The sequence below is a fragment of the Halorussus amylolyticus genome, assembly GCF_004143485.2.
Lineage (GTDB): Archaea > Halobacteriota > Halobacteria > Halobacteriales > Haladaptataceae > Halorussus > Halorussus amylolyticus.
Window position 1 is genome coordinate 420244 of record NZ_ML974131.1, and the last position, 22542, is coordinate 442785.

The 22542-nt window shown below is 65.6% G+C and carries 23 protein-coding genes; 13 read left to right on the plus strand and 10 right to left on the minus strand.

The window, feature by feature from the left end; genetic code table 11:
* Positions 1–71: 71 nt before the first annotated feature.
* Complete coding sequence (locus EKH81_RS06030; RefSeq protein WP_132057151.1) at positions 72–428, minus strand: magnetosome magnetite crystal formation protein family; 357 nt, start codon at positions 426–428, stop codon at positions 72–74.
* Positions 429–550: 122 nt separating this feature from the next.
* Positions 551–1252, minus strand: coding sequence for a hypothetical protein (locus tag EKH81_RS06035; protein ID WP_132057153.1), 702 nt, complete (start codon positions 1250–1252; stop codon positions 551–553).
* Between the two features lie 259 nt (positions 1253–1511).
* Here EKH81_RS06035 and ubaA point away from each other — a divergent pair, with 259 nt between their 5' ends.
* The 4 genes from ubaA to EKH81_RS06055 all read left to right on the plus strand — a co-directional run bounded on the left by ubaA (position 1512) and on the right by EKH81_RS06055 (position 3732).
* Entirely contained in the window at positions 1512–2327 is an 816-nt protein-coding gene (gene ubaA, locus EKH81_RS06040; protein WP_132057155.1) for an SAMP-activating enzyme E1, read from the plus strand.
* 138 nt (positions 2328–2465) lie between these two features.
* Entirely contained in the window at positions 2466–3035 is a 570-nt protein-coding gene (locus EKH81_RS06045; protein WP_132057157.1) for a DoxX family protein, read from the plus strand.
* A 62-nt stretch (positions 3036–3097) separates the two neighbouring features.
* On the plus strand, positions 3098–3247 hold the full coding sequence (locus EKH81_RS06050; RefSeq protein WP_162224508.1) for a hypothetical protein: 150 nt from the start codon (positions 3098–3100) through the stop codon (positions 3245–3247).
* 41 nt (positions 3248–3288) lie between these two features.
* A complete protein-coding gene (locus tag EKH81_RS06055; protein WP_132057159.1) occupies positions 3289–3732 on the plus strand; it encodes a type II toxin-antitoxin system RelE family toxin in 444 nt (147 codons plus the stop codon).
* Between the two features lie 3 nt (positions 3733–3735).
* Here the strand turns inward: EKH81_RS06055 and gfo6 are convergent, their stop codons facing one another.
* Entirely contained in the window at positions 3736–4830 is a 1095-nt protein-coding gene (gene gfo6, locus EKH81_RS06060) for a D-xylose 1-dehydrogenase Gfo6 (protein ID WP_132057161.1), read from the minus strand.
* A gap of 221 nt (positions 4831–5051) precedes the next feature.
* Between gfo6 and EKH81_RS06065 the strand changes: the two genes are divergently transcribed.
* Positions 5052–6038, plus strand: coding sequence for a hypothetical protein (locus tag EKH81_RS06065; RefSeq protein ID WP_162224509.1), 987 nt, complete (start codon positions 5052–5054; stop codon positions 6036–6038).
* Positions 6039–6489: 451 nt separating this feature from the next.
* On the opposite strand, the gene EKH81_RS06070 is transcribed toward EKH81_RS06065, so the two are convergent.
* Positions 6490–7119, minus strand: a complete 630-nt coding sequence (locus EKH81_RS06070; protein WP_132057165.1) for a DsbA family oxidoreductase — start codon at positions 7117–7119, stop codon at positions 6490–6492.
* 33 nt (positions 7120–7152) lie between these two features.
* The gene (locus EKH81_RS06075) at positions 7153–8193 is read right to left on the minus strand and encodes a halo transducer protein (RefSeq protein ID WP_132057167.1); all 1041 of its coding nucleotides are present in this window, start codon (positions 8191–8193) and stop codon (positions 7153–7155) included.
* A 189-nt stretch (positions 8194–8382) separates the two neighbouring features.
* On the opposite strand from EKH81_RS06075, the gene EKH81_RS06080 reads away from it, so the two are divergent.
* From EKH81_RS06080 to EKH81_RS06100, 5 genes are read left to right on the plus strand one after another with little or no spacing between them, the layout of a single operon-like run.
* Positions 8383–9546, plus strand: coding sequence for a PstS family phosphate ABC transporter substrate-binding protein (locus EKH81_RS06080; RefSeq protein WP_132057169.1), 1164 nt, complete (start codon positions 8383–8385; stop codon positions 9544–9546).
* A 48-nt stretch (positions 9547–9594) separates the two neighbouring features.
* The gene (gene pstC / locus EKH81_RS06085) at positions 9595–10707 is read left to right on the plus strand and encodes a phosphate ABC transporter permease subunit PstC (protein ID WP_132057171.1); all 1113 of its coding nucleotides are present in this window, start codon (positions 9595–9597) and stop codon (positions 10705–10707) included.
* On the plus strand, positions 10704–12254 hold the full coding sequence (gene pstA, locus EKH81_RS06090; protein WP_132057173.1) for a phosphate ABC transporter permease PstA: 1551 nt from the start codon (positions 10704–10706) through the stop codon (positions 12252–12254). The genes pstC and pstA overlap by 4 nt, the downstream gene beginning before the upstream one ends.
* Positions 12251–13156, plus strand: a complete 906-nt coding sequence (pstB, locus tag EKH81_RS06095; protein ID WP_132057175.1) for a phosphate ABC transporter ATP-binding protein PstB — start codon at positions 12251–12253, stop codon at positions 13154–13156. Before pstA ends, pstB begins: the two co-directional genes overlap by 4 nt.
* A gap of 5 nt (positions 13157–13161) precedes the next feature.
* Entirely contained in the window at positions 13162–14217 is a 1056-nt protein-coding gene (locus tag EKH81_RS06100; RefSeq protein WP_238392133.1) for a phosphate uptake regulator PhoU, read from the plus strand.
* Between the two features lie 37 nt (positions 14218–14254).
* On the opposite strand, the gene EKH81_RS06105 is transcribed toward EKH81_RS06100, so the two are convergent.
* Positions 14255–14614 carry a thioredoxin family protein gene (locus EKH81_RS06105; protein ID WP_132057177.1) on the minus strand — a complete coding sequence of 120 codons (360 nt, stop codon included), beginning with the start codon at positions 14612–14614 and terminating at the stop codon, positions 14255–14257.
* Between the two features lie 133 nt (positions 14615–14747).
* Between EKH81_RS06105 and EKH81_RS06110 the strand changes: the two genes are divergently transcribed.
* Entirely contained in the window at positions 14748–15983 is a 1236-nt protein-coding gene (locus EKH81_RS06110; RefSeq protein ID WP_132057179.1) for a hypothetical protein, read from the plus strand.
* Between the two features lie 30 nt (positions 15984–16013).
* On the opposite strand, the gene EKH81_RS06115 is transcribed toward EKH81_RS06110, so the two are convergent.
* Positions 16014–16397: a type II toxin-antitoxin system VapC family toxin gene (locus EKH81_RS06115; RefSeq protein WP_132057181.1), complete on the minus strand. Its 384-nt coding sequence runs from the start codon at positions 16395–16397 to the stop codon at positions 16014–16016.
* Positions 16397–16615 (minus strand): antitoxin VapB family protein, encoded by a 219-nt coding sequence (locus EKH81_RS06120; protein WP_132057183.1) that lies wholly within the window; start codon positions 16613–16615, stop codon positions 16397–16399. The genes EKH81_RS06115 and EKH81_RS06120 overlap by 1 nt, the downstream gene beginning before the upstream one ends.
* A 108-nt stretch (positions 16616–16723) precedes the next feature.
* Between EKH81_RS06120 and mutS the strand changes: the two genes are divergently transcribed.
* On the plus strand, positions 16724–19357 hold the full coding sequence (gene mutS / locus EKH81_RS06125; protein WP_132057185.1) for a DNA mismatch repair protein MutS: 2634 nt from the start codon (positions 16724–16726) through the stop codon (positions 19355–19357).
* Between the two features lie 222 nt (positions 19358–19579).
* Here the strand turns inward: mutS and nucS are convergent, their stop codons facing one another.
* Both nucS and EKH81_RS06135 read right to left on the minus strand, forming a co-directional pair.
* Positions 19580–20350, minus strand: a complete 771-nt coding sequence (gene nucS / locus EKH81_RS06130) for an endonuclease NucS (protein ID WP_132057187.1) — start codon at positions 20348–20350, stop codon at positions 19580–19582.
* Between the two features lie 91 nt (positions 20351–20441).
* Positions 20442–21065, minus strand: coding sequence for a DUF6735 family protein (locus tag EKH81_RS06135; RefSeq protein ID WP_132057189.1), 624 nt, complete (start codon positions 21063–21065; stop codon positions 20442–20444).
* A 267-nt stretch (positions 21066–21332) separates the two neighbouring features.
* Between EKH81_RS06135 and EKH81_RS06140 the strand changes: the two genes are divergently transcribed.
* The gene (locus EKH81_RS06140) at positions 21333–22514 is read left to right on the plus strand and encodes a trans-sulfuration enzyme family protein (RefSeq protein WP_132057191.1); all 1182 of its coding nucleotides are present in this window, start codon (positions 21333–21335) and stop codon (positions 22512–22514) included.
* The last annotated feature ends 28 nt before the right edge of the window (positions 22515–22542 follow it).

Below are 22542 nucleotides of genomic sequence, written 5' to 3' on the forward strand. Positions count from 1 at the left end.
AAAGGACTGCCCGCGACCGTGGGCGGTCGTCGCGGTCGAAAATCGGATTCGACTTGACCGGATTTGACGGACTACACGATGTCGGGCGAGAAGGGGTACGCCCACGACTCCGAACCGATGGCCTTGACCGTCGCCCACAGGCAGAACGCGAAGTCCGCGAAGAACAGGCCCATAATGAGGAACCCGGTCATGACTCCGATGAGGTCGGAGTTTATGGTGAAGAAGACCGCACCGAGGGCTACCACGCTAATCAGGAAGAACAGTTGCCAGTTCAGCGCGTGGCGGGCGTTCGACTTCGAGAATCCGCCGTCCGAGAGGAGGTACATGATTCCCGCGCCGAAGATGCCGAAGAGGAATGCTAACGGGTGGACCACAATTCCGGCGAGCGTTCGCTGGTGCGAGTCGGGGGCTGTCGTAGCGGTGGACATATTCGAATAGAACGTTCGACGCGCTGCATTATGAATTTTTATCCGATGTTCATCATTGGTATTAAATAGCTCCGGCTGGTCTCACGCCGCGCCTCGATAAAAAAGCGATTCGTTCGGTCCGACTACAGGGTCGCCGAAACCGAGAACGTCTTGCAGAGACCGCACGTGCGGCCGTAGTCCCAACCGTTGCTGGGCGACCAGTCGGTGTCGCAGAGGTTGCGACCGAGGCAGCCGGTGACGCTGCCGCCGACTTCCAGGCCGACAGGGTTGAGCGAGGGGTTGAACGTGAGACAGCCTTCGAGTTCGACCGGGATGCCCTTGATGGTACCCTTCCCGTCGATGCACACCTCTGACTCGCTGTAGGTGAATCCGGCACCTGCAATCGACAGGCACGCGTCGTCCACGCACACGGAGATGTCCGCACTGACTTCGGTGAGGCCGAACGTCGCCGACACCTTGATGAAGAGGTCCGAGCCGCCGATTACGGGCACGACGTCCGGAATCGTACCGAGACGAATCTTCTGGCTGAGCGTGGTGGCCTGTGCGCTAACTTCGTCGTTTCCCTCGGCGTGGAACGGCTGAGCGTTCTTGTGCGGGCCGACGTACACTCGGGTATCGACGTGGGAGTCGGGAGAGTCGGCGGTGACCTCCCAGTTCTCGGCGTCGAACACGGACGCGTCGGACTCCTTGAACCTAGAGTTCGCAGCCGCGAGACCGGGCATACCGAGCGCAGCGACTCCGGTCGCACCGGTGCTGAGGACTCGTCGTCGGGAGAACGAGCTGTCGTTGGACTGTTCGTCTTCGTTGGTCTGTTTTTCTCGCATGCATTTTCTGCAATGAATTAAAGAGTAATATAATTATGGATTAGAAGAAGATATAAAAAATTATATAGTAGAAATAAAATAATACAGCAAATAATATTGCTTTTATTTGTCTATTATTGGCTGTGAGCGTCGAGAGGCACGGACGTCCTGTTTCCGGAGCGTGGACGTTCCGTTCGACCTCTGTTTGTGAGTTCGGAGTCGCGAAACTACGGTCGGGCCAGTCCGCGGATTTATACCCGAAACCGCCCAACTGTCGGGTATGAGTCTCTCGCTCGACCCGACCCAACTCGACCGCTACTCCCGGCACATCATCATGGACGAGGTGGGACCGGAGGGCCAGCAGGCCTTGCTGGACGCCTCCGTCTTGGTCGTCGGCGCGGGGGGTCTCGGCTCACCAGTCATCCAGTACCTCGCGGCTGCGGGCGTGGGGACGCTCGGCGTCGCCGACGACGACGACGTGGAACTCAGCAATCTCCAGCGCCAGATAATCCACGGCGACGGCGACGTGGGCCGTCCGAAAGTCGAATCCGCGGCCGACTTCGTGGCCGACCTCAATCCCGACGTGGACGTACAAACACACCACGCGCGCGTGGAACCCCACAACGTCGAGGAGTTACTCGCCGACTACGACTTCGTGGTAGACGCGACCGACAACTTCCGGACGCGCTATCTGGTCAACGACGCCTGCACGCTCTCGGGAACGCCGTTCTCCCACGGCGCGATTTACAAATTCGAGGGACAGGTCACCACCTTCACGACCGAGGGACCGTGCTATCGGTGCCTCTTTCCGGAAGCGCCTCCCGAGGGGATGGTCGCCGACTGCGCCACCACGGGCGTCCTCGGCGTACTCCCGGGGACCGTAGGGTGCATTCAGGCGACCGAGACGGTGAAGTGCCTGCTCGGTGCGGGCGACCTCCTCGACGGTCGCATGGTGTTCTACGACGCGATGGCGATGAGTTTCGAGGAGGTCGAGTTCCGGAAGAATCCTGAGTGTCCGGTCTGCGGCGACGACCCGATAGAGTCGGTCGCCGAGGTGGAGTACGCCGAGGAGTCGTGTCCCGTGAACGCCGACTGAACGCGACCACTCCACTCTCCGAATCGGCGACTCGAAGAGTCGCCGATTCGGCCGCCCTCTCCCGATTCTCCGATTCTGGGAATCGCTCTCCCCTTATATGCCCCATCGGAGCCATGGTTTACATGTAGGTGAACCACAATGGCCACTACCCAAATCGAAGGCGGCGCGAACGAGTTCGAGAGCACCATCGGCGGCATCACGGTCCGCGGAAAGGCCCACAGCCTGAGCGCGTGGTTCGTCCTCGCGCTCAGACTCATGATGGGCTACGCCTTCCTTTACTCGGGATGGGACAAAATCGTGGCCGCCGAACCGTTCAGCGCGCAGGGCTACCTCGTTGGCGCGGTCCCGGACGCCAGTCCGATGGCGGGCGTGTTCGCGGCGATGGGTAACACCGCGTGGTTCGTGGAGTTCGTCAACGTCGCGGTGCCGTGGGGCGAACTCCTCATCGGTCTCGCGCTCATCGTCGGCGCGTTCGTCAGACTCGCCGCGTTCTGGGGCGCGTTCATGATGCTGATGTTCTACTTCGGCAACTGGGACGTGGCCCACGGCATCATCAACGGCGACTTCGCGTACATGCTCGTGTTCCTCGCGGTCGCGGCGTTCGGCGCGGGCCGCATCGTGGGACTCGACGCGCTCATCGAAAAGTACGAACTCGGCGGCGAGGCGCTGGTCGAGAAGTACCCGATGCTCCGGTACGTGCTCGGGTGAACGCTACATTTTTAAGTGAATTACCGGTATCCTTTTGTGGGTAAAGTACGTTCATCGAAACAATGAGTTCTCTCGACGACGATTCTCCAAGCGAAACTACGGACAGAAGTGGGAGTTGCGACGACGTAGACGAAGAGACTCGCGCTAAACTCGACGAGGACGGTGTTCTGATGGATACTGAGGAAGTCGTCGAAAGTTTATCGGAGCTGTAAGTCGCGTAATTTTTACGATATCGGTGCCGTGTGCTCTCTTAATGACACAGCCCGCCGTCTATCTCCCTCCCGTGTTTTCCGAGAACGTCTGCGATTTGGACAAGAACCACCAACGACAGATAAAGTCGAAAATCGAAGAAATTGCAGGCCGTACCGTTTCCGATATCGAAACCCACGCCCCGCGTTCGAAGCTCTACAAACGGCTAACCGGCCGAAAGTACACGTGGACCGCCCGTGCCGGAACGTGGCGTCTGTTTTGTACCTACTTCGAACACGTCTACGATGGTGACGAACATATTCCAGTCATCGTTTTTCTGAACGTCCAGTATCGCGAAAAGGACTACCAGCGGATCGACAGTTCAGTAGTGCCGAAAGTCGAAGTGACGAACGTATTGGAGTGGGCGAACGAAAAGTCCGACCGAGAAATACGGACACACAGGGACGACGAAATGGCTGAACACATCGACGAGAGCTTCGACGTGTAGGCTTCACGTCGAGACCTCTATTGTCTCTTTACTTTCCGCGCTCTCGTACACCGCTTCTATCGTCTCCACGTCCACGAGTCCGTGCCGACCGTCTGGGTGAATCTCGCCACCGGTCCGAACCTGATGGGCGAAGTACTCGAACTCCTCTAACATCTGGTCCACCTGCTCGTAGTCCACGTCAGCGCGCGTCCCCTCGACTTCGAGGACGAACCCCCGATATGCGTCGCCCATGAACGCGGGTTCGATTGCGAGTTCGCCCTCGGTGCCGACCACCTTGAGGTGGCTCGACTCGTGGGCGTTCTGGCTGGCCGAACACGCCGCCAGCGTCCCGTCGTCGAACCGAATCTGGAAGGTCGCGCGCTCGTCGGGCACGTCGGCGAACGCCTCGTCTTCTGAGTAGCCGAACGCCGAGACCTCCGCGGGGTCGGCGTCGAGGACGAATCTGGCGGTGTTGATGGGGTAGACGCCGAGGTCGGTCACCGACGCGCCCGGCCCCGCGAGGTCGGGGTCGAGTCGCCACTGGTCGGGGTTCGGAATCATCTCCAACAGGCGCTGGGACATGTGGCCGTGGACGACCGCGGGGTCGCCGATGGCTCCCGACCGGACGAGTTCGCGCGCTCGCCGGACCGCGGGTTCGGTCTGCATCCGGTAGCCGACCATCAGGGGAACGTCGGCGTCCTCGCAGGTCTCGACCATCCGGCGGGCGCGCTCGGCGCTGGCCTCCATCGGCTTCTCACAGAGGACCGCCTTCCCGAAGTCGGCGGCCGATTCGGCGAATTCGAGGTGGAGGGCGTTCGGCGTGCAGACGTACACCGCGTCGTAGGCGTCGGTCGCTTCGCCGTCGTGGAACGCCTCGTACGTGAGACCGTGAGCCACGTCGAACTCCTCGGCCGCTTCCTCGGCTTTTTTACGGTCGCCGCTTACGACCACCGTAGTCTCGCAGACCTCCGAGTCGGCGACCGCCGGGATGGCTTCGTCGCGAGTCCACCACCCGAGTCCGACCATCGCGAAGCGAACCGGCTCGAAGTCGGTCTCGGTCTGCCAGTCGCGCCGGTCGAAGTCGTCGAGCGAGGTCGCGAGCGAGTCGGTGGTGTTCATACCGAACCGTCCACTCCCAGTTTGACGTGCTTTTCGGCGATTCGAGGGCGTCGAAGTACGCCCCGGACGTCGAATCGGGAAGTCGCCGCCGATTCCAACGGATACATACTCCTCTGAAACCGAGATTCTGACATGGATTCTCGGACCGGCGCAGACCTCGGACATCCCCCGAAGAAGGCGGCTGGCCGGGGTCGCCGCTTCTACCGTGGGTCGCACTCGGGATGCTCACGGTCGGTGTCCTCCTCGTCGCCGCGAGCGCGTACGCGAGACGATACGTCTCCCCCGAACTCGCGCTGGTCGGGGTCTTCGACGGCGTCCTGCTCGGCGTGGTCGGCGCAATCGGTTTCGTCCACCTCTCGTCGGTCGAAACCTTGGCGGCGAGCCAACCCCCAATCGGTCGGGCGTGGTACGGCCCGCCGACGCTCGGTGTCGGACTCGCCACGCTGGTCGGAAGCCTCGCCGTCGGGCGGTGGCGCTGGCCCGAACGCCCGCGGTACGCCGGACTCGGAATGGTGCTCGGCCTGTGGGTCGCCTACCCGGTCCTCGTTCCGAGTCCGCTGACCAATCCGCTCGGCTCCCTGCTCGCGGTCGCCACGCCCGTCGCCGTGGGGTACGTGGTCTGGACGGACGCGAGCGACCTGCTCAGCGACGTGCTCGCCGACCGCGCCGCCAAGTGGTTCGGGGCCGGAATCGGGTTCGCGGCGTCGCTCCTGTTCGGCTTCTCGATGGGGATGGTCACGTTCTCACCCGACCCCGGCGGCGCGAATCTGACCGAGGACTTCGTGACGACCGCGCGGGTCGCCGACCCGCTCGTCTACTGGCCCGCGGTGGAGTTCCACCTCCACGACGCAATCGGAACCACGCCGGTCAGCGGCGTGCTCTCGGTCGGGACGGTCCTCCTCGTGGGACTCCTCGCCGCGCTGGTCGGCCTGAACGCCGCCCTGTTCGCGGCCCGGTGGCGCGCGACCCCGACCGACGGCCGGGCGGGGACCGCCGCGGGGTCGGCGGCCATCGCCGCACCGACCGCGCTCTGTTTCTGCGGTCCCGCTATCGCCGGACTCGTGGCGGCGTCGATGGTCCCTGAGGTGGCCGCCCCGGTCTACTGGCTGTTCGCCGACCTCGCTTCGCCGGTGGGCGCGCTCTTCTTCGCGACGAGTGTGGCGCTTCTCACAGGGAATCTGGTTCGGGCGAGCATGAAGGGTGTGTGAGCGGTCTCGCTCGAAACCCGGCTTCCCTTCGATTTTCAATCTCGCCAAGCATCCCGGCGCGCGCTGGCGCTCCCTTGTGGAGCGCCATCATTCGTGCGAGGGATGAGTATTGCAGGGAAGGAGCGACCGACGGGAGCGACTGACCGAGAAACGCAGTCGGTTGGGGAGGTGTGTGGCCTGCGGTGGCGGTGCTGTGCGGTTTCATATGTACCGGGAGTAGCTAGCTTCACTCGAAAACACGAGCAAATGAAACCGGAATCAACAAACAGCAAACGGCGAACAAACAACAAAACGGCGAACGAGAACAGAGCTAGCTATTCCCGGTACCTAGAAGACTCCCTCGCTCACTTCGTTCGCTCGCTCCCATTCGGAAGTGAAGATTCACGAAACGATTGGTGGCAAAAATTCACGAAGCGTCACTCAAAACTCTGCATCACGAAACGACCTTCTCTCACACGCCGTCCACGAGTCGCCGGAACTGCGCGGGCGGAATCGCCCCTCTCGCGGCGTGGCCGTCGTAGGCGAACGTCGGGATGCCCGACACTCCGGCCTGCTGTGCCCGCGCAAACCGCTCCCGGAGGTCGGCTTCGAGGTCGGCGTCCTCGGTCGCGGCCCGAATCTCGTCGGGGTCGAGACCGACATCCGCCGCAATCTCCGCGAGTACGTCCGAGTCGCCGATGTCCCGGCCGTCCTGCCAGAGCGCCTCGAAGACGGCGTCGTGGAACGCCGCGAACGACTCCTCGCCGTACTCGCGGCGGACGTAGAGCGCGGCCTGCTGGGCGTCCCACGAGTCCACGTCGCGCGAAAAGTCTCGGACCATCTCGACGCCGTACTCGTCTCTGAGTCGCTCGACGTTCTCGCGGACCTGCGCGAAGTAGGCGTCGTCCTTGCTGTCGTCGGCCCCGTGGTCGATGTCGCCCGACTCGTCGCGCTTGCTCGCCCGGAGGTCGTAGAAGCGCCACTCGACTTCGGGCGGGTTCTCGGCCTCCGCGAGGTACTGCTCCATCGCGGCCTTCCCGAGGTAGCAGAACGGGCAGACGTAATCGGAGTACATCACCAGCGTCTCGTCGGCGTCGGTCATGGGTCGCCTTCGGACCACAGAGGGAAAAGCCGCTCACCGACGGCCGGAATCTCCGGTTTCGTGCGACCCGTCGCGCTCGGGTTCGGGCCGATGCTCGCCGAACGTCGCCTCGACCTCCGCCCAGTCGAGCGGCGGTTCGAAGCCGTCTGTCGCGGTTTCGAACGCCGCGACCTGCTCGCCGAAGCGGTCGGTCCACTCCGGTCGCGCGAGGTCGGCGAGGCGAACGTCGAGGTCGTCCAATCGCGCGCCCAAGACGTCCAGTCGCTCGTCGAGGTCTGCGAGAGAGTCGTCGAGGTCGGCCCTGCGTCCCTCGGCGTCGGTGCCTTCGCGCTCGCTCCACGTCCGGAGGTCGGCGAGTTCGGCCCGAACGTCCGCGAGCAACAGCGCCATTACTCGGTGGCGGAGTCGCACGTCGGCCCACGTCGCGCCGGTTTGGGTGGGTTCGGCTCCCGATTCGGGAGCGTCTCGCTCGACGGCGGCCGCCATCTCGTCTATCGCGGCCGCGAGGTCGCCGAGCGACTGCTCGACGGCGTCGGCGTCCGCTTCGAGTTCGCGGACCCGAGTCTCCGAATCCGTCGCCCATTCCTCGAACGATTCGAGGTCGAGTTTGAGTTCGTCGGCGGCCCGCTGGACTTGCTCGGCGTTCGACGCGAGTCGGCGTATTCCGGTCGCCACACTGAACACGGCGCCGTCTTCCCCGGCGCGTTCGACCAACCGTTCGAGGTCGGTACCGAGTAGCGTCGCCCGGTTTTCGACCGACTCCACCCGCGATTCGAACGCGTCGAGTCGCGCCGCAACGGTGTCGAGGTCCGACACCGATTCGGCTTCGTCCCGGGCGTCCGAGAGCGCGATGCCCGCGAGTTCGGTGCGCGTCTCGGCGGTCGAGACGGCCATCGACGCGTCCCCCAGCGCCTCACTTACGGCGTCGTGGCTCACGACGTCGTCGGTCGCCACGCGGTCGAGGGTCGCCCGCACGACATCGGGGTCGTAGGCGTCGTCCCTGCTGACGATTTCGTCCACGGCGTCTTCGACCGACCGGCCGACGATGGGTTTGCCGTCGTCTTCGTGGCTCATGTAGCCGCGTTTTCCGCGACTGCCCATTATAGCTTCCGTCAGTGGTATATACAGGTCTCCATACTGGAATATAGTCAGCATAGTGTGGTTCGTACGGCTCCGTTCGCATCTGATTCGAACGTACCGGGACGTACCCGATTATTCAGCTATTATAAACCGCTTTAGTAGTCTCTCCCACCCGTTCATCCGATGACGCAAGATTCGGAGCGTCTGAGCGACATAGTATCACGGCGGAAGTTCCTCGCAGCGTCCGGGGCTCTGGGTGCGACGGCGCTGGCGGGATGTTCCGGTGGCTCGGGCGGTCAAGACACGACCGAGGCGAGCGACGATTCTGGAAGCGACGACTCCGGAAGTGACGAGGAGACCGAAGAGCCGACCGAGGAGGAAGAGGAGTCCTCCGACGAGGGCGGCCAAATCGCGCCGCTGACGGCCGACGGTTCCTCGACGGTGTACCCCATCACGAGTCAGGCGGGGTCGCTCTGGAACGGCAACGCGCCCGCCGACGACGAGGAGTACTGGGGTCCCGGACAGTACGACATCGAGACCGACAAGAACATGGCCGACTACTGGGCGGGCCTCTACGGCTTCGAACCCAGCGGCGAACCGGGAACGCCCCCGTTCTACACGAGTATCGGCCTGAACCACACCGGCGTCGGCCTCGAAAAACTCGAGCGCGGGCAGGTCGATATCGGCGACGCGAGCGCGCCGGTCAGCGCCGAGTTCCCCGACCGGAGCGAGGAGGAACTCGAACCGTTCACCGACCACATCGTCGCCATCGACGCCCAGCCTATCGTCGTGAGTCAGGAGATTTACGACGCGGGCGTGACCGAACTCACGCTCTCGGACATCCAGGACATCTACCGCGGCGAGGTCGAGAACTGGTCGGAACTCGGCGGCCCGGACCGCGACATTCAGGCCATCGGCCGCGCGGAAGGCTCCGGCACCGACACCTCGTTCCGGAACAACGTGCTCGGCGACCCCGACGCCGACATGCCGGGCGTCGACAGCCGCCACGGCCAGAACCAACAAGTCAAGACCGTCGTCACCGAGGCAGACAACGCGCTCGCGTACATCGCGCTCGCGTTCGTGGACGACTCCACGCCCGCCATCGACCTCGAAATAGACGGCACCCTCTACGAGTACCCCGACGACTTCGGGACGCTCGACTACCCGCTCTCGCGTGCGCTCCATACGTACACGTGGGACGGGACCTCCGAGAAGGAGGCGTCGTTCATCCGGATGCTTCTCCACGACTACGGTCAGACCATGTTCGTCGAGACGGCAGACTACCTCCCCCTTGCCGACGAGGAACTTGAGGAGCAACTCGGACTGCTGCCCGAGCCAACTAACTGAACCGCGCGACCGAACGCAGCCCAGTATTTGTTTCCAGTGATTCAATAAATGACCGATTCATCGCTGTTCGACCGAGACGCGCGCGTTCGACGGGTCGTCGAGAGCGACCGCGACGTCGCGGCCCTGTTCGCAGTTGGGGGCGTCTGCTTGCTCGCTGCCTTCGTCATGTTCGTACTGGACTCTACGATGGCGGTTGTCCCGCTCGTCGGCTTCGTCGCCGCGACCGGTTACGGCTGGTTCGCTCACCAAGCCGAGACCGCGCGTGCGCTGACGTTCCTCGGTACCGTCTCGACTGTCGTCGTTCTCGGCCTCATCACGGTCTACGTGTTCCTCGAAGCCTGGCCGGTGCTACAACTGATGGGTGTCCGATTGTTCGGCTTCACCGACCCAATCACGGTGTTCGGTGTCACGCTGTTGCCCGGCGTCGAGTCGTACTGGAGCACCAGCGAACACGTCTACTCGCTGATTCCGATGATATGGGGGACGTTCGTGACGACCGTCATCGCGACACTCATCGCGGCACCGCTCGGCATCGCGGCGGCGCTCTTTCTGGCCGAAATCGCGCCGCCGTTGGTTCGCGAGACGGTCAAGCCCGCGGTCGAAATCCTCGCCGGAATCCCGTCCATCGTGTACGGCTACCTCGGGTTCGTGACGCTCAACACGTTCCTGTTCACGAACTTGGAGATGGCCAACCTCGGGAGCCTGTTCCTCGTCGGTCTCGTCATCGGCCTGATGGCGCTCCCGACGGTCGTCTCGGTCGCGGACGACGCGCTCACGTCGGTCCCCGCGAGCATGCGCGACGGCGCAATTGCGATGGGGTGTACCGAGTGGCAGACCATGAAATCCATCACGCTCCCGGCGGCGCTCTCGGGCGTCTCGGCTGCCGTCCTGCTCGGCATCGGTCGAGCGGTCGGCGAGACGATGGCCGCGACGGTCATCCTCGGCCATAGTCAGCGACTCCCCGACCCGCTTCAGGACGTGTTCGACAACACCGAGACGCTCACCAGCCTCATCGCGAGTCAGTACGGTAACGCCGACGGGCTTCACATGAACGCGCTGTTCACCGCGGGCGTCGTGCTGTTCGTGACCGTTCTGATTCTCAGTGTGGGTGCCAGACGCGTCGAGATACGCATGGAGCGAAAGCTCGGTGGTGGCGAATGAGCCACACCGACGAGTCGGCGCTGGCCGCCGAGCGGACCGGCACCGCACAGCGACTCGCCTCGGCAGTCGTCGGCGTGGGTCTCGTAACGTTCGTCCTATCGCTTTTGAGCGTCGCGCGCATCCTCACCGAGGAGACAACCCTCCTCGGGGTCGGCCTGTACGACTTCCTCGCGCTCGGCGCGCTCGCGATGGGCGTCGGCGTCGTCGTCCTCGGGGTCGGCTCCCGAACCGGCGCGTTCGAAACGAATCCCGACGATACCCCCGGTCTCGTCACCGCGGCGCTGTTCGGCGTCGGCGCGTTCGTCGTCGCGGGTCTCGTCGCGTCTCAGACGCTCGGACTCGGGACGCTCGGGTGGTTCGCGCTCGCCGCGGTTTCGTTCGTCGTCGCGCTGTTCGCGGTCGCGCTCACGCCCGAGGATATCGGCTCGACGCTTCCCGCTGGCGGTGTTGCCGTCGGCGCAGCCGCGCTCGTGCTCGGCGACGTTCTCGCCCCCGGATTCGCGTGGGAGCCGGTCGGCTTCTCGGCGACGTTCACCGGCGCGATGGTCGCGCCGCTCGTACTCGCCGTGGCGACGCTCGTGGCCTCGTGGGCCGCGGCGAAAGCCTACGAGGGGTACGGGAGTCGCGGACGCCAGACCGGGGCGTACCTGCTCGTGGGAATCAACGCGGTCGGCATCCTCACCGTCCTCGCCGGGCTGTTGGCGTTCATCGCGTTGAAGGGCGTCGGCCCGGCGACCCAAGGATTCTCGCTCGTCCCGTTCGAGTGGCCGTTCGTCACGAACGGCTACTCCTACCAGCCCGACATCGTGAACGGCGTGTATCCCGCCATCGTCGGCACCGTCTGGCTCGTCGTCGGCGCGGTCATCACCGGCGTTCCGGTCGCGGTGGCGGCCGCACTCTTCCTGACCGAGTACGCCGAACAGGGCCGGTTCGTCGGCGCGGTCGAAATCGCGACCAACGGGCTGTGGAGTACCCCGAGCGTCGTGTACGGCCTGTTCGGGTACGCGTTCCTCGTTCCCCGACTCGGCGGTTCCACGTCGCTCGTCTCGGGGATGCTCGTACTCGGATTCATGCTGATGCCGCTGTGTCTCATCACATCGCGAGAGGCTATCAAGGCGGTCCCCGACGAGTACCGCGACGCGAGCGCCGCGCTCGGGGTGAGCCAATGGGAGACCATCCGAAGCGTGGTTCTCCCCGCCGCACTGCCGGGCGTCCTCACCGGCGTCATTCTCGGCGTCGGTCGCATCGCTGGCGAGACCGCGCCGATTCTCCTCGTAATGGCGGGCGGACTCCGTGACGACGCGCCCGACGTGCTCGGCTCCTTCGAGTTCACCAGCGCCGCACCGTACGTCGCGAACGACGCGCTCCTCCAGAGCGCGCCAGCGTTGCCGTATCAGCTCTACGCCACCATCACGGCGGGCGTCTCGGCCGAAAACGCGGCGGAGTTCGGCTGGGCGACGGCGTTCGTCCTGCTGGTGGTCGTCCTGTCGTTCTACGCGATTGGCATCGCCTCTCGAATCTACTTCCGACGGAGACTGAACGCATGAGCGAAACCAAATCCATCGACCCCGAGATGACCGACGAACCGAGAACGACGACGACCGGCGAGAGCGACGAAGAGCTTCGCGCCGAGTGGACGGCCTACGACTTCGAGGGCGACCCGAAGCTGTCGGTGGACGGCCTCGACGTCCACTACGGAGACGAGCAGGCGCTACACGACATCTCCATCGAGATTCCCGAGCGAAGCGTCACCGCGCTCATCGGGCCGTCCGGATGCGGGAAATCTACGTTCCTCCGGTGTCTGAACCGGATGAACGACCGGATTCGAGCCGCGACGGTCAGCGGGGACGTCACGTTCGAAGGGCGGAACATCTACGAAGACGACATCGACCTCGTCGAACTCAGAAAGCGAGTCGGAATGGTGTTCCAGTCGCCGAACCCGTTCCCGAAGTCCATCCGCGACAACATCGCGTACGGACCGCGCAAGCACGGCGACGTTCGAACGGGCCTGCTCGCGAAACTCACCGGACGCGACGACGCGGCCCGCGAGGAAGAACTCGTGGAGGAGTCGCTCAAGCAGGCCGCGCTCTGGGAGGAGGTCAACGACCGACTCGACGACAACGCGCTCGGACTGTCGGGCGGCCAGCAACAGCGCCTCTGCATCGCACGGTGTCTCGCGGTTGACCCCGAAGTCATCTTGATGGACGAACCCGCCTCGGCGCTCGACCCCATCGCGACCGCGAAAATCGAGGACCTCATCGGCGACCTCGCGCAGGAGTACACCGTGGTCATCGTGACCCACAACATGCAGCAGGCCGCGCGCATCTCCGACCAGACCGCGGTGTTCCTCACGGGGGGCCACCTCGTCGAGTACGGCGACACAGACCAAGTGTTCGAGAACCCCAGGAGCCAGCGCGTCGAGGACTACATCACCGGGAAGTTCGGGTGATTCCCGTGCTGGGCGACACCGGGATGCAGACCCGAAAACTCCAGAAAGTCGGCGGTTCGACCTACACGGTCTCGATTCCGAAGCGATGGGCCGAGACCCACCACCTCGAAGCCGGGTGCGAGGTCCACCTCTACACCCACACCGACGGTTCGCTCGTCGTTCGGAGTTCCCGGACAGACGGCGGCGACCTCGCGACCGCTCGGGTCGAAATCGCGGAGTCGGACCCCGAAGTCGTCAAACGCGTGCTCAAAGCGACGTACGCCGCCGGGTTCGACGAAGTGGCGCTCACCCCGGTCGAGGCGTTCACCGACGACCAGCGCCGGACCGCCAGCGCGCTCGCGCGGACGCTCATCGGGACCGAGGTGGTCGAGGCCGACGACGCCAGCATCGTCGTCAGAAACCTCCTCGACCCCGGCGACGTGTCGGTCAGACAGTCGGTGATTCAACTCCAGTTCGTCACGCTCTCGATGCACCGAACCGCGACCGACGCGGTGGTCGCCGACGCCGCGGGCGGGGCCGAGCAGGTCGCGGGCCGCGACGACGAGGCCGACCGCCTGTTCGAGATGCTAGCGCGCCACTTCAATCGGTCGCTGACCGACTTCGAGGAAATCGACCACCTCGGCGTGGGCCGTTCGGAACTGTTCGACTGCTATCTCGCCGCCCGCCAACTGGAGCGCGTGGCAGACCACGCCGTCAGAATCGCGACGGTCGCCCGGCGTCTCGACCGCGACGCCGACGAGGCAGTGGACGACGAGGTAGCCGAGCGCATCCGGGAGTCGGCCGACAGCGCGAGAGGAGTGGTCGAGGACGCCACCGAGGCGGTCCTCGGCGATTCCGCGGTCGAGGACGCTCACGGCGTCCTCGACCGCCGCGACGAGGCGGTCGATGACCTCGAAGCCATCGAGCGCGCGGTGTTCGAGCGCGGCGCGACCGCGTCCGAGCGACCGCCGACCGACGCCTACCTCCTGACTCGCGTCCTCGACAGTTTGGTCCGAACCGCGGAGTACGGCGGCAACATCGCCGAGGTGGCCGTGGAGTCGGCTATTCGCGATGGGAACTGACGGGCGAAAAACGGCGACCGGTACCGACCCGCGATACTCACTCGCGTCCCCGATTCTCCACGAACGCCACGATTTCCTCGGCTCCGAGGAACCCTGCCGCCATTCTGTCCACGAGGTCGCCGTCCTCGAACAGCAACAGCGTCGGGACGCTCCGCACGTCGTACGCCTCGACGAGTCCGGTGTCGTCGCGCGGATTGCACGTCCCGACCGCGGCCGCTGTCGCGCGAGCGACGTTTCCGAGGACCGGTTCGATTGCTTGACACAGCGTACAGCCCTCCGTGTAGAACTCCACGAGGGCGAGGTCGTGGGCGGCGACGAAGGCGTCGAGTTCGTCGCTGTCTTCGAGGCCGACCGGTCTGTCCGGAGTTTCCGACGGTTCCGATGTAGCGTCCGACACGACCGTCCGTAGCTCACGACGCGATTTAGGCGTTCCGCCCGCGTCCGAACGGACGCGGGCGGAACGCTGTTATCGACCTCGAAGTTCCGGGGGTACATTCTTAACACCCGGCTGAGAAGCCGGTCGTGAACCGATGACCCCCGTCCGAACTGCAGTCGCCCTGCTCGCGCTCGTGGGTTTCGGTCTCGTGGTCGGACTCCCCGGCTCGATTCACCACTTCGGGTCGGCGACCGAGTCGGGGACCTCACCTCCTGCCGACGCGCTCGTCGAACCGCGGGAGAACGCGAGCCTGCTCTGGCCCTACACGAGCAAGAGTCGGTCGGTCGAGGACCGAACGCTCGCGATTAATCTCGTTATCCACGGCGGCCAGGACGAGGTTCGGCGGTCGCTGGCCGACCAGACGGGACTCGAATGGAACCGCACTGACGACAACGAGACCGAGGCCGACGCCAGCACCCACTCGGTGGTCGTGACCGACGACGGATTCGAGTGGAGCAGCGCTCGCGGTTCGACTCGCTACACGTACATCGACGCGGGGCCCCACGGCGGTCCCGGAATGTGGAAGACGCCGGACTATCAGCTTCACTCCGGGAACTATCTGGGCACGCGACAGCATATCCGAGCGTACAACGCGCCCAACCCCGACGACGACTGGACCGCGCTGCAGGCCCACGGCGAGTACTGGGACTGGTTCAGACTCAGGCACACGGTCACGAGCGTACAGGGGTCGGCCCGAATCGTGGAGTCGGAGTTCCTCGACGAACCGTACGTGAGCGAGGTTCGCCGCGAGTACCACGGCAACCGCGGCGGCGGCAACGACGGCTGGATAACCGCGGTCGAACTCGCGCTCGCGGGCATCGTCGTCGGCCTATCGTTCGGGCGGGCGCTTCCCGACTCCGTCGAGCAGGCGCGCTCGGAGGCCGAAGCCGTCTTCGCGAAGAACGGCAAGCGGGTACTCCTCCCCGGTTCGCTCGCGGCGCTGTATCTCGGTGTCAGAACCGCTGGCGTCGCGCTGGAGGGGGTGTTGCCGACCACGTCACCGAAGGTGTTCGCGGGCGTCCTCTATCCCGTTCTGGCGTTCGGAATCCCGCTCGTCGCGGCCCGAGCGTCCCGGCCGCTCGGCCGAACGATGGCGTTCACGCTCGCGGTCGTGGGTCTCGGTGCGGCGTTCGTCCTCGACTTCTCGGCGCTCGGCGTGAACTCGGTGTCGATTCGGCTCGCCGTCCATCGGGTGGCGCTCCTCGTCTCGGTCGGACTCGTCGCGGCGGGGTGTGCCCGACGCGACGGCGCGGGCGAAGCACCGCTGGTCGCGCTCGGCGCGGTGTTCTGGGTGCTGTGCCTGCTGTTGCCGCTCCTCGGAATGCTGTGACCTAAATGCTTGGACGATGCGACTCGCCCGTCAGTACTCGACGACTTCGAGTCCGCTGATGCGGTCGAAGTCGCCGTCGCGCGTCACGATTTTCGCTCCGTTCTGCCGACAGACGCCCGCGATGAGAACGTCGCCGAGATTTATCGGCGTCCCGGTGTCGAGGAGTTCGGCCTCTACGAGCGCGGCTTCTCGCGCGGCCGCGTCGGTCGATGGAAGCGGTTCGACCCAATCGAGTCCGGTCGCGACTCGCTCGACCTGTTCGCGTCCGCCGGTTCGCGCCGCACCCCGGTAGACTTCGAAGAGCGCGAGCGTGGGTGCGAAAAACGGCTTGTCCTCGTGGGCGGTGAGGAACTCGCTGGCGGCGTCCGCGCCGTCGAGGTAGTCCACCAGAAACGACGTGTCGAACGCCAGCATCAGGCGCGCTCCCGGAGGTCGGCGTCGAGTTCGTCGCGCGTTTTCCCGACGGCCTCGCGGAACCCCTCGATGTCGCCCATTGCGCCGAACCCCTTCATCACGTCTCGGTCGCGTCCGGTGAGTCGGAGAATCGTGTCCGTGAAGCTCTCATCGTCCTGTTTGTGTTCCTTCAGCCGGTCGTACGCTTCGTCCGTGATGGTGAGGCTCTTCGTTCCCATACGTGTACGTCTGGACGTACACGTACTTGTTTGTGCCGGTGGTTCCTGTCGTCGGATTTCATGAGCCGATTCGGAGAGCATAACCGCCTCCGGCGAGTGACTTCTCGCATGGACGCGGCGCTGGGGCCACCCGAGAAGATGGCCGAACGCGGCGACGAACTCACGCCGATGCTGAGCCAGTACTACGAACTCTGCAAGCAGTACGACGACTCGCTCGTGCTGTTTCAAGTGGGGGATTTTTACGAGACATTTTGCGAAGCGGCCGAGACCACCGCCAGACTGCTCGAAATCGCGCTCACTCAGCGCGAGGACTCGACCGGCACGTACCCGATGGCGGGCATCCCCATCGACAGCGCCGAGTCGTACATCGAGACGCTCCTCGACGCGGGCTACCGAATCGCGGTCGCCGACCAGGTGCAGGACCCCGACGAGGCGACCGGCGTGGTCGAGCGCGCGGTCACGCGCATCGTCACGCCCGGTACGCTGACCGAGGACGAACTCCTCGACACCGACGACAACAACTTCGTGGCGTGCCTGACCGAGGACCCCGGCCGGTACGGACTCGCGTTCCTCGACGTTTCGACCGGCGACTTCTACGCCACGAGCGCCCGGCGTGAGGAGGCAATCGCGGACGAGGTGAGTCGGTTCGCGCCCGCCGAGGCCATCGTGGAACCCGACGCCTCCGCCGACCCCTTCGATGCGGACTGCATGGTGACTCCCTACGACTCCGAGGCGTTCGACGCCGAGGGGGCGACCGACCGGGTGAACGCCTACTTCGGGTCGCCCGACGAACTGCTCGCCGAGGACGCCGAAATCCGGGCGTGCGGTGCCCTGCTCGCCTACGCCGAGTACACCCGCGGCGGCGCGGAAACGACCTGCGATGACAGCGATGACGACGGAGACGCTGACAGCCGCCTCGACTACCTGAACCGCCTCACGCGCTACGAACCCCGCGAGTACATGCTCCTCGACCGGGTGGCGGTCTCCAGCCTCGAACTGTTCGAGCGCCGAACCGTCCACGGGAACGCCGACGTGACCCTGCTCGGGGTGCTCGACGAGACTTCCTGTGCGCTCGGGAGCCGAAAGCTCAAGGACTGGCTCCGGCGGCCCCTGCTCGACGCCGACCGAATCGACGCCCGCCTCGACGCCATCGACGAGTGGACCGGCCGGGTCCGCGAGCGCGAGCGTGCGCGCGACCATCTCCGGGACGTGTACGACATCGAGCGACTCGTCGCGCGCATCTCGCGAGGTCGAGCCAACGCCCGCGATTTGCGGGCGCTCAAGGCCACGCTCGACGTGGTGCCCGACCTCAGAGAGACGCTGGCCGACTTCGAGGCCGAGAAACTGGCCGAACTCCGCGAAAATCTCGACGAACTCGCCGACGTTCGGGACCTCGTCGGGCGCGCCATCCGAGCGGACCCGGCACGCGAAATCACCGAGGGAAACGTCATCAAGTCGGGCTACGACGACGAACTCGACCGCCTCCGCGCGACCGAGCGCGAGGGGAAGGCGTGGATAGACGACCTCGAAGCCACCGAGCGCGAGCGCACCGGCATCGACTCGCTCAAGGTGGGGCACAACTCGGTCCACGGCTACTACATCGAGGTCACGAACCCCAACCTCGACGCGGTGCCCGACGACTACAACCGCAGACAGACGCTCAAAAACTCCGAACGGTTCTACACCCCCGAACTCAAACAGCGCGAGGACGAGATTCTCCGGGCCGAGAACCGGGCCGACGACCTCGAACACGAACTGTTCCGCGAGGTCCGGCGGGAGGTCGCCGCGGAATCGGAGCGCGTCCAAGCCGTCGCCGACGCGCTCGCGGAGCTCGACGTACTGGCAGGCCTCGCCGAGGTCGCCGCCACGCGCGACTACGCCCGCCCCGAAATCGGCGGTGAGGGGACTCACGTCGAGGGCGGACGCCACCCCGTGGTCGAGCGCACCCAGCGCTCGTTCGTGCCGAACGACACCCACCTCGATTCGGGTGACCGCTTCGCGGTCGTCACCGGCCCGAACATGTCGGGGAAATCGACGTACATGCGGCAGGTCGCGCTGATAACCGTCCTCGCTCAGACCGGAAGCTTCGTTCCGGCCGCGAGCGCCCGCATCGCGCCCGTGGACCGCATCTTCACCCGGGTCGGTGCGAGCGACGACATCGCGGGCGGTCGCTCGACGTTCATGGTCGAGATGACCGAACTCGCGGCCATTCTCCGGAGCGCCACCGATAGCTCGCTGGTCCTTCTCGACGAGGTGGGTCGAGGCACCAGCACCACCGACGGTCTCGCCATCGCCCGCGCGGTCACGGAGTACCTCCACGACGAAATCGGCGCGCTCACCCTCTTTGCGACCCACCACCACGAACTCACCGAGACCGCCGACGAACTCCCGGGCGCGTTCAATCTCCACTTCGCCGCGGACCAGACCGGCGACGAAGTCTCGTTCGACCACGACGTTCGCCCCGGCGCGGCCACCGCCTCCTACGGCGTGCAGGTCGCCCGCTCGGCGGGTGTTCCCGACCCGGTGGTCGAGCGCTCGAAGAGACTGCTGGCCGAGAGCGACGCGACGGACGTGGAATCCAGCGACCAGTCCGACGACTCGGACGCCGAACCCGCCCCGAAAGCCGTCACGGACGGCGCGAGAGACGAACTCGCGGCCCGGCTACGCGAGGTGGATGTGGCGACGATGACGCCGCTGGAGGCGATGAACGCGCTCGCGGAATTGAAGCGCGACGTGGAGTAGTCCACGTCGGACGCCCGGTGACACTCCTCTTTGGTGGGACTGAAAGGGGCCGGGCGCTGGACGAAGGCGGCCGAAGTAAGCACTGCAAGGAGGGAGCGAAGCGACCGACTGAAGCGCGCAGCGAGGCCCTCGAGTCCAGCGCCCGGGGGCTTTCTACCGCGTCTTCCATCGAATACCTTCGATGCTCTTCCGGTCAAATCCGACTACTCGAAGGTAAAGTATTCATTCCGGCGGTCCCAGCGAAACGAACTCCAAGCCCTTCTCGGCCAGCAGTCCCCTCGCGCGCTCGGTCACCGAGGGGGCCACCAGAACCCCGCGAATCTCGGCGTCGGCGTGTAGCTCTCGGCCCAGCGCCTCGACGTACCGCGAGAGCTGACCCACCGCATCGGGGCCGACCCGCCTGCGCTTGAGTTCGACCACGACCGTCGCGCCGTCGGCGTCCCGTCCGTAGATGTCCACCGCTCCGGCGGGCGTCTCGCGCTCGGTGGCGAGCGGTCGGAATCCCCGCTCCACGAGGTCCGGGTCGTCGAGGATGCGCTGGCGGAGGTCCTCCTCGGTGCCCGAGAGCGAGCGGTCCTCGGCGTCGGTCACGTCGAACGTCGTGACCTGCTGAATCCGGTCGAACGCGACCAGCAGTTCCTCCTCGGGTGATTCCCGGTGGCTCCGGATTCGAAACTCCCCCTCGACGACGCTCGACTCGTGGGTACAGCCCGGCGGTTGCCAGTTCACGGGCTGTTGGCCCTCGTCGGTGTGGACCAGCGCCGTGCCGTCGGGCTTGAGAACGACGAGTCGGTCGCCGGGACCGAGGTGGCTCGACGCCCGGCCGTCGTACTCGACGGTACACCGCCCGAATACGGTTATCATGTCGCCCGTAGCGATGGCCGTGGCTACCCGGTCGCGGGCCGTCTCGGGGTTCGGCCGGTTGAGCGTCGGCCGCGCTGTGGATTCGGCGTCTCCGAGTCCGTCGGCGGGGTCGCCGTCTGCAGTTGTCACTGCCGGAGGTAGGCGACGAACCCACTAAAGCGGTGCGCGGCGGGGGGGGGGGGGGGGCCGCCCCCCCCCCCCCGCCGCGCACCCACTTGACTCACTCCGGCAGTATCACCTCCCGGTCGTCACCCCACGACTCGACACGCGCCGAGAGGTAGTCGGTCGCTTCCTCGGGGGTCACGGCCCCGTGGTCTACCATCTCACCGACTGCGGCCTTCGTGCCGCGGAACCACCCTCGGAGGTAGTCGTCGCCCGCGTTCGGTTGCGGTTCGACGCCCCACGGTCTGGCTTCGAGTAGCGCGCCGTGACCGACCGTCTCGCTTCGCTCGACTCGGTCGCTGTCGGTTTCGAGACCGAACCACAGGACGTGGAACGGCGTCGTCTCGTAGTCGTCGCCCACCCGGAAGAACGCCTCGTGGTGGAGGAAATCGAGGCGCTCGGCGACTATTTCGGCGAGAGAGAGGTCGGTCGCGACGGGGTCGGGGGTCACGCCGAACGACGTGTCGGACGCGAACGGCGTCTCGGCCGAGATGCGCCGGGCGAGGCCGAAACTCGCTCCGCCCCAGTGCGAGCGGTGGAGGTCGAAGGTCGGGTCAGAGTTCGGTTCGGTGTCGGTTCCGGCGTCGGCGCTGTCGCTGGAATCCGTGTCGTCGCGGTGGTCCGTGTCGTTTCGACAGCTAATGTCGTCGCGGCGGTACGCGAGGAGTGCGCGGTGTCCCATCCGGGGAGGGTTGGTCCCGGCTTCGGACTTAAATCTACGTGCGGACCTCCGTTGGCGCGTGATTTTCGGGTCGGTCGCGGTCGCGACCGACCCGAAAAGCGTTCGCGCCGAGTCGCGACGTTGCCGATACCGGCATTTTCCCAGTGATAAATGGATAATCGCGATAGGAAATAGGCGGCCGTGACGGTGTGACGAGAGTTCGCCCGGCACTCGCTACCGGCGTTCCGGGACCCAAACGAATATCCGGACTTCCACCGAGGTAGGCCCGTGACTCACGACGACAACCGTCTCGGCTTCGAAACCGCGGCGATTCACGCCGGGGAGGAACCGAATCTCGAACCCGGCGGCACCGGCGACCTCGTCTCGCCGATTCACCTCGCCTCGACGTTCGCGATGGACCGGGCGGGCGACCCGAGCCACGGCTACAAGTACTCTCGCTTAGGAAACCCGACGCGAGACGCGCTCGAACGCCGACTCGGCGCGCTCCACGACGCGACCCACGGCATGGCGTTCGGGTCGGGGATGGCCGCCATCGCCACCGCGTGCCTCGGACTGGTCTCGCCCGGCGACCGCGTCGTGGCGTTCGACTCGCTCTACGGCGGGACGCGGGTGTTCCTCTCGGAGTTCCTCGACCGGTTCGGCGTCGGCGTCGAGTACGTCGATGCGACCGACCCCGCGAACGTCGCCCGAGCGATGACCGACGACACCGCGCTCGTCTGGATGGAGACGCCGACCAACCCCCTGCTCAAACTCTGCGACCTCGCCGCCATCGCCGAGATTGCACACGAATACGACTGTCCGCTCGCGGTGGACAACACCTTCGCGAGTCCCTACTTCCAGCGCCCCCTCGACCTCGGCGCGGACCTCGTCGCGTACAGCACGACGAAGTACCTCAACGGCCACACCGACTCCATCGGCGGCGCACTCGTCACGGACGACGACGACCTCGCCGAGCAGTTCCGATTCGTGCAGGGGTACGCGCTCGGGTCGATGCTGGCTCCGTTCGACTGCTATCTGGTGCTTCGCGGCGTGAAGACGCTCCCGGCCCGAATGGCGCACCACGAGCGCAACGCCCAGGCGGTCGCGGAGTTTCTGGCCGACCACGAGGCGGTCGAACGGGTCCACTACCCCGGACTCGACTCCCACCCCCAGCGCGACCTCGCCGACGAGCAGATGGACGGCTACGGCGGCGTGGTCTCGTTCGAAATCGACGGCGACGGCGCGGAGGCGCGGGCGTTCGTCGAGTCGCTCGACGTGTTCACGCTCGCGGTCAGCCTCGGCGGCGTCGAGAGCCTCGTCGAACACCCTGCGAGCATGTCGGCGTCGTACGTCCCCGAGGACGAGCGCGAAGCCGCGGGCATCACCGACGGTCTCGTCCGAGCGCCCATCGGCATCGAGAGCACTGACGACCTGCTCGCGGACCTCGACCGCGGACTGAGTCGATTGTAGGCGGGGGGACGTTCGCGCGCAAAACCGA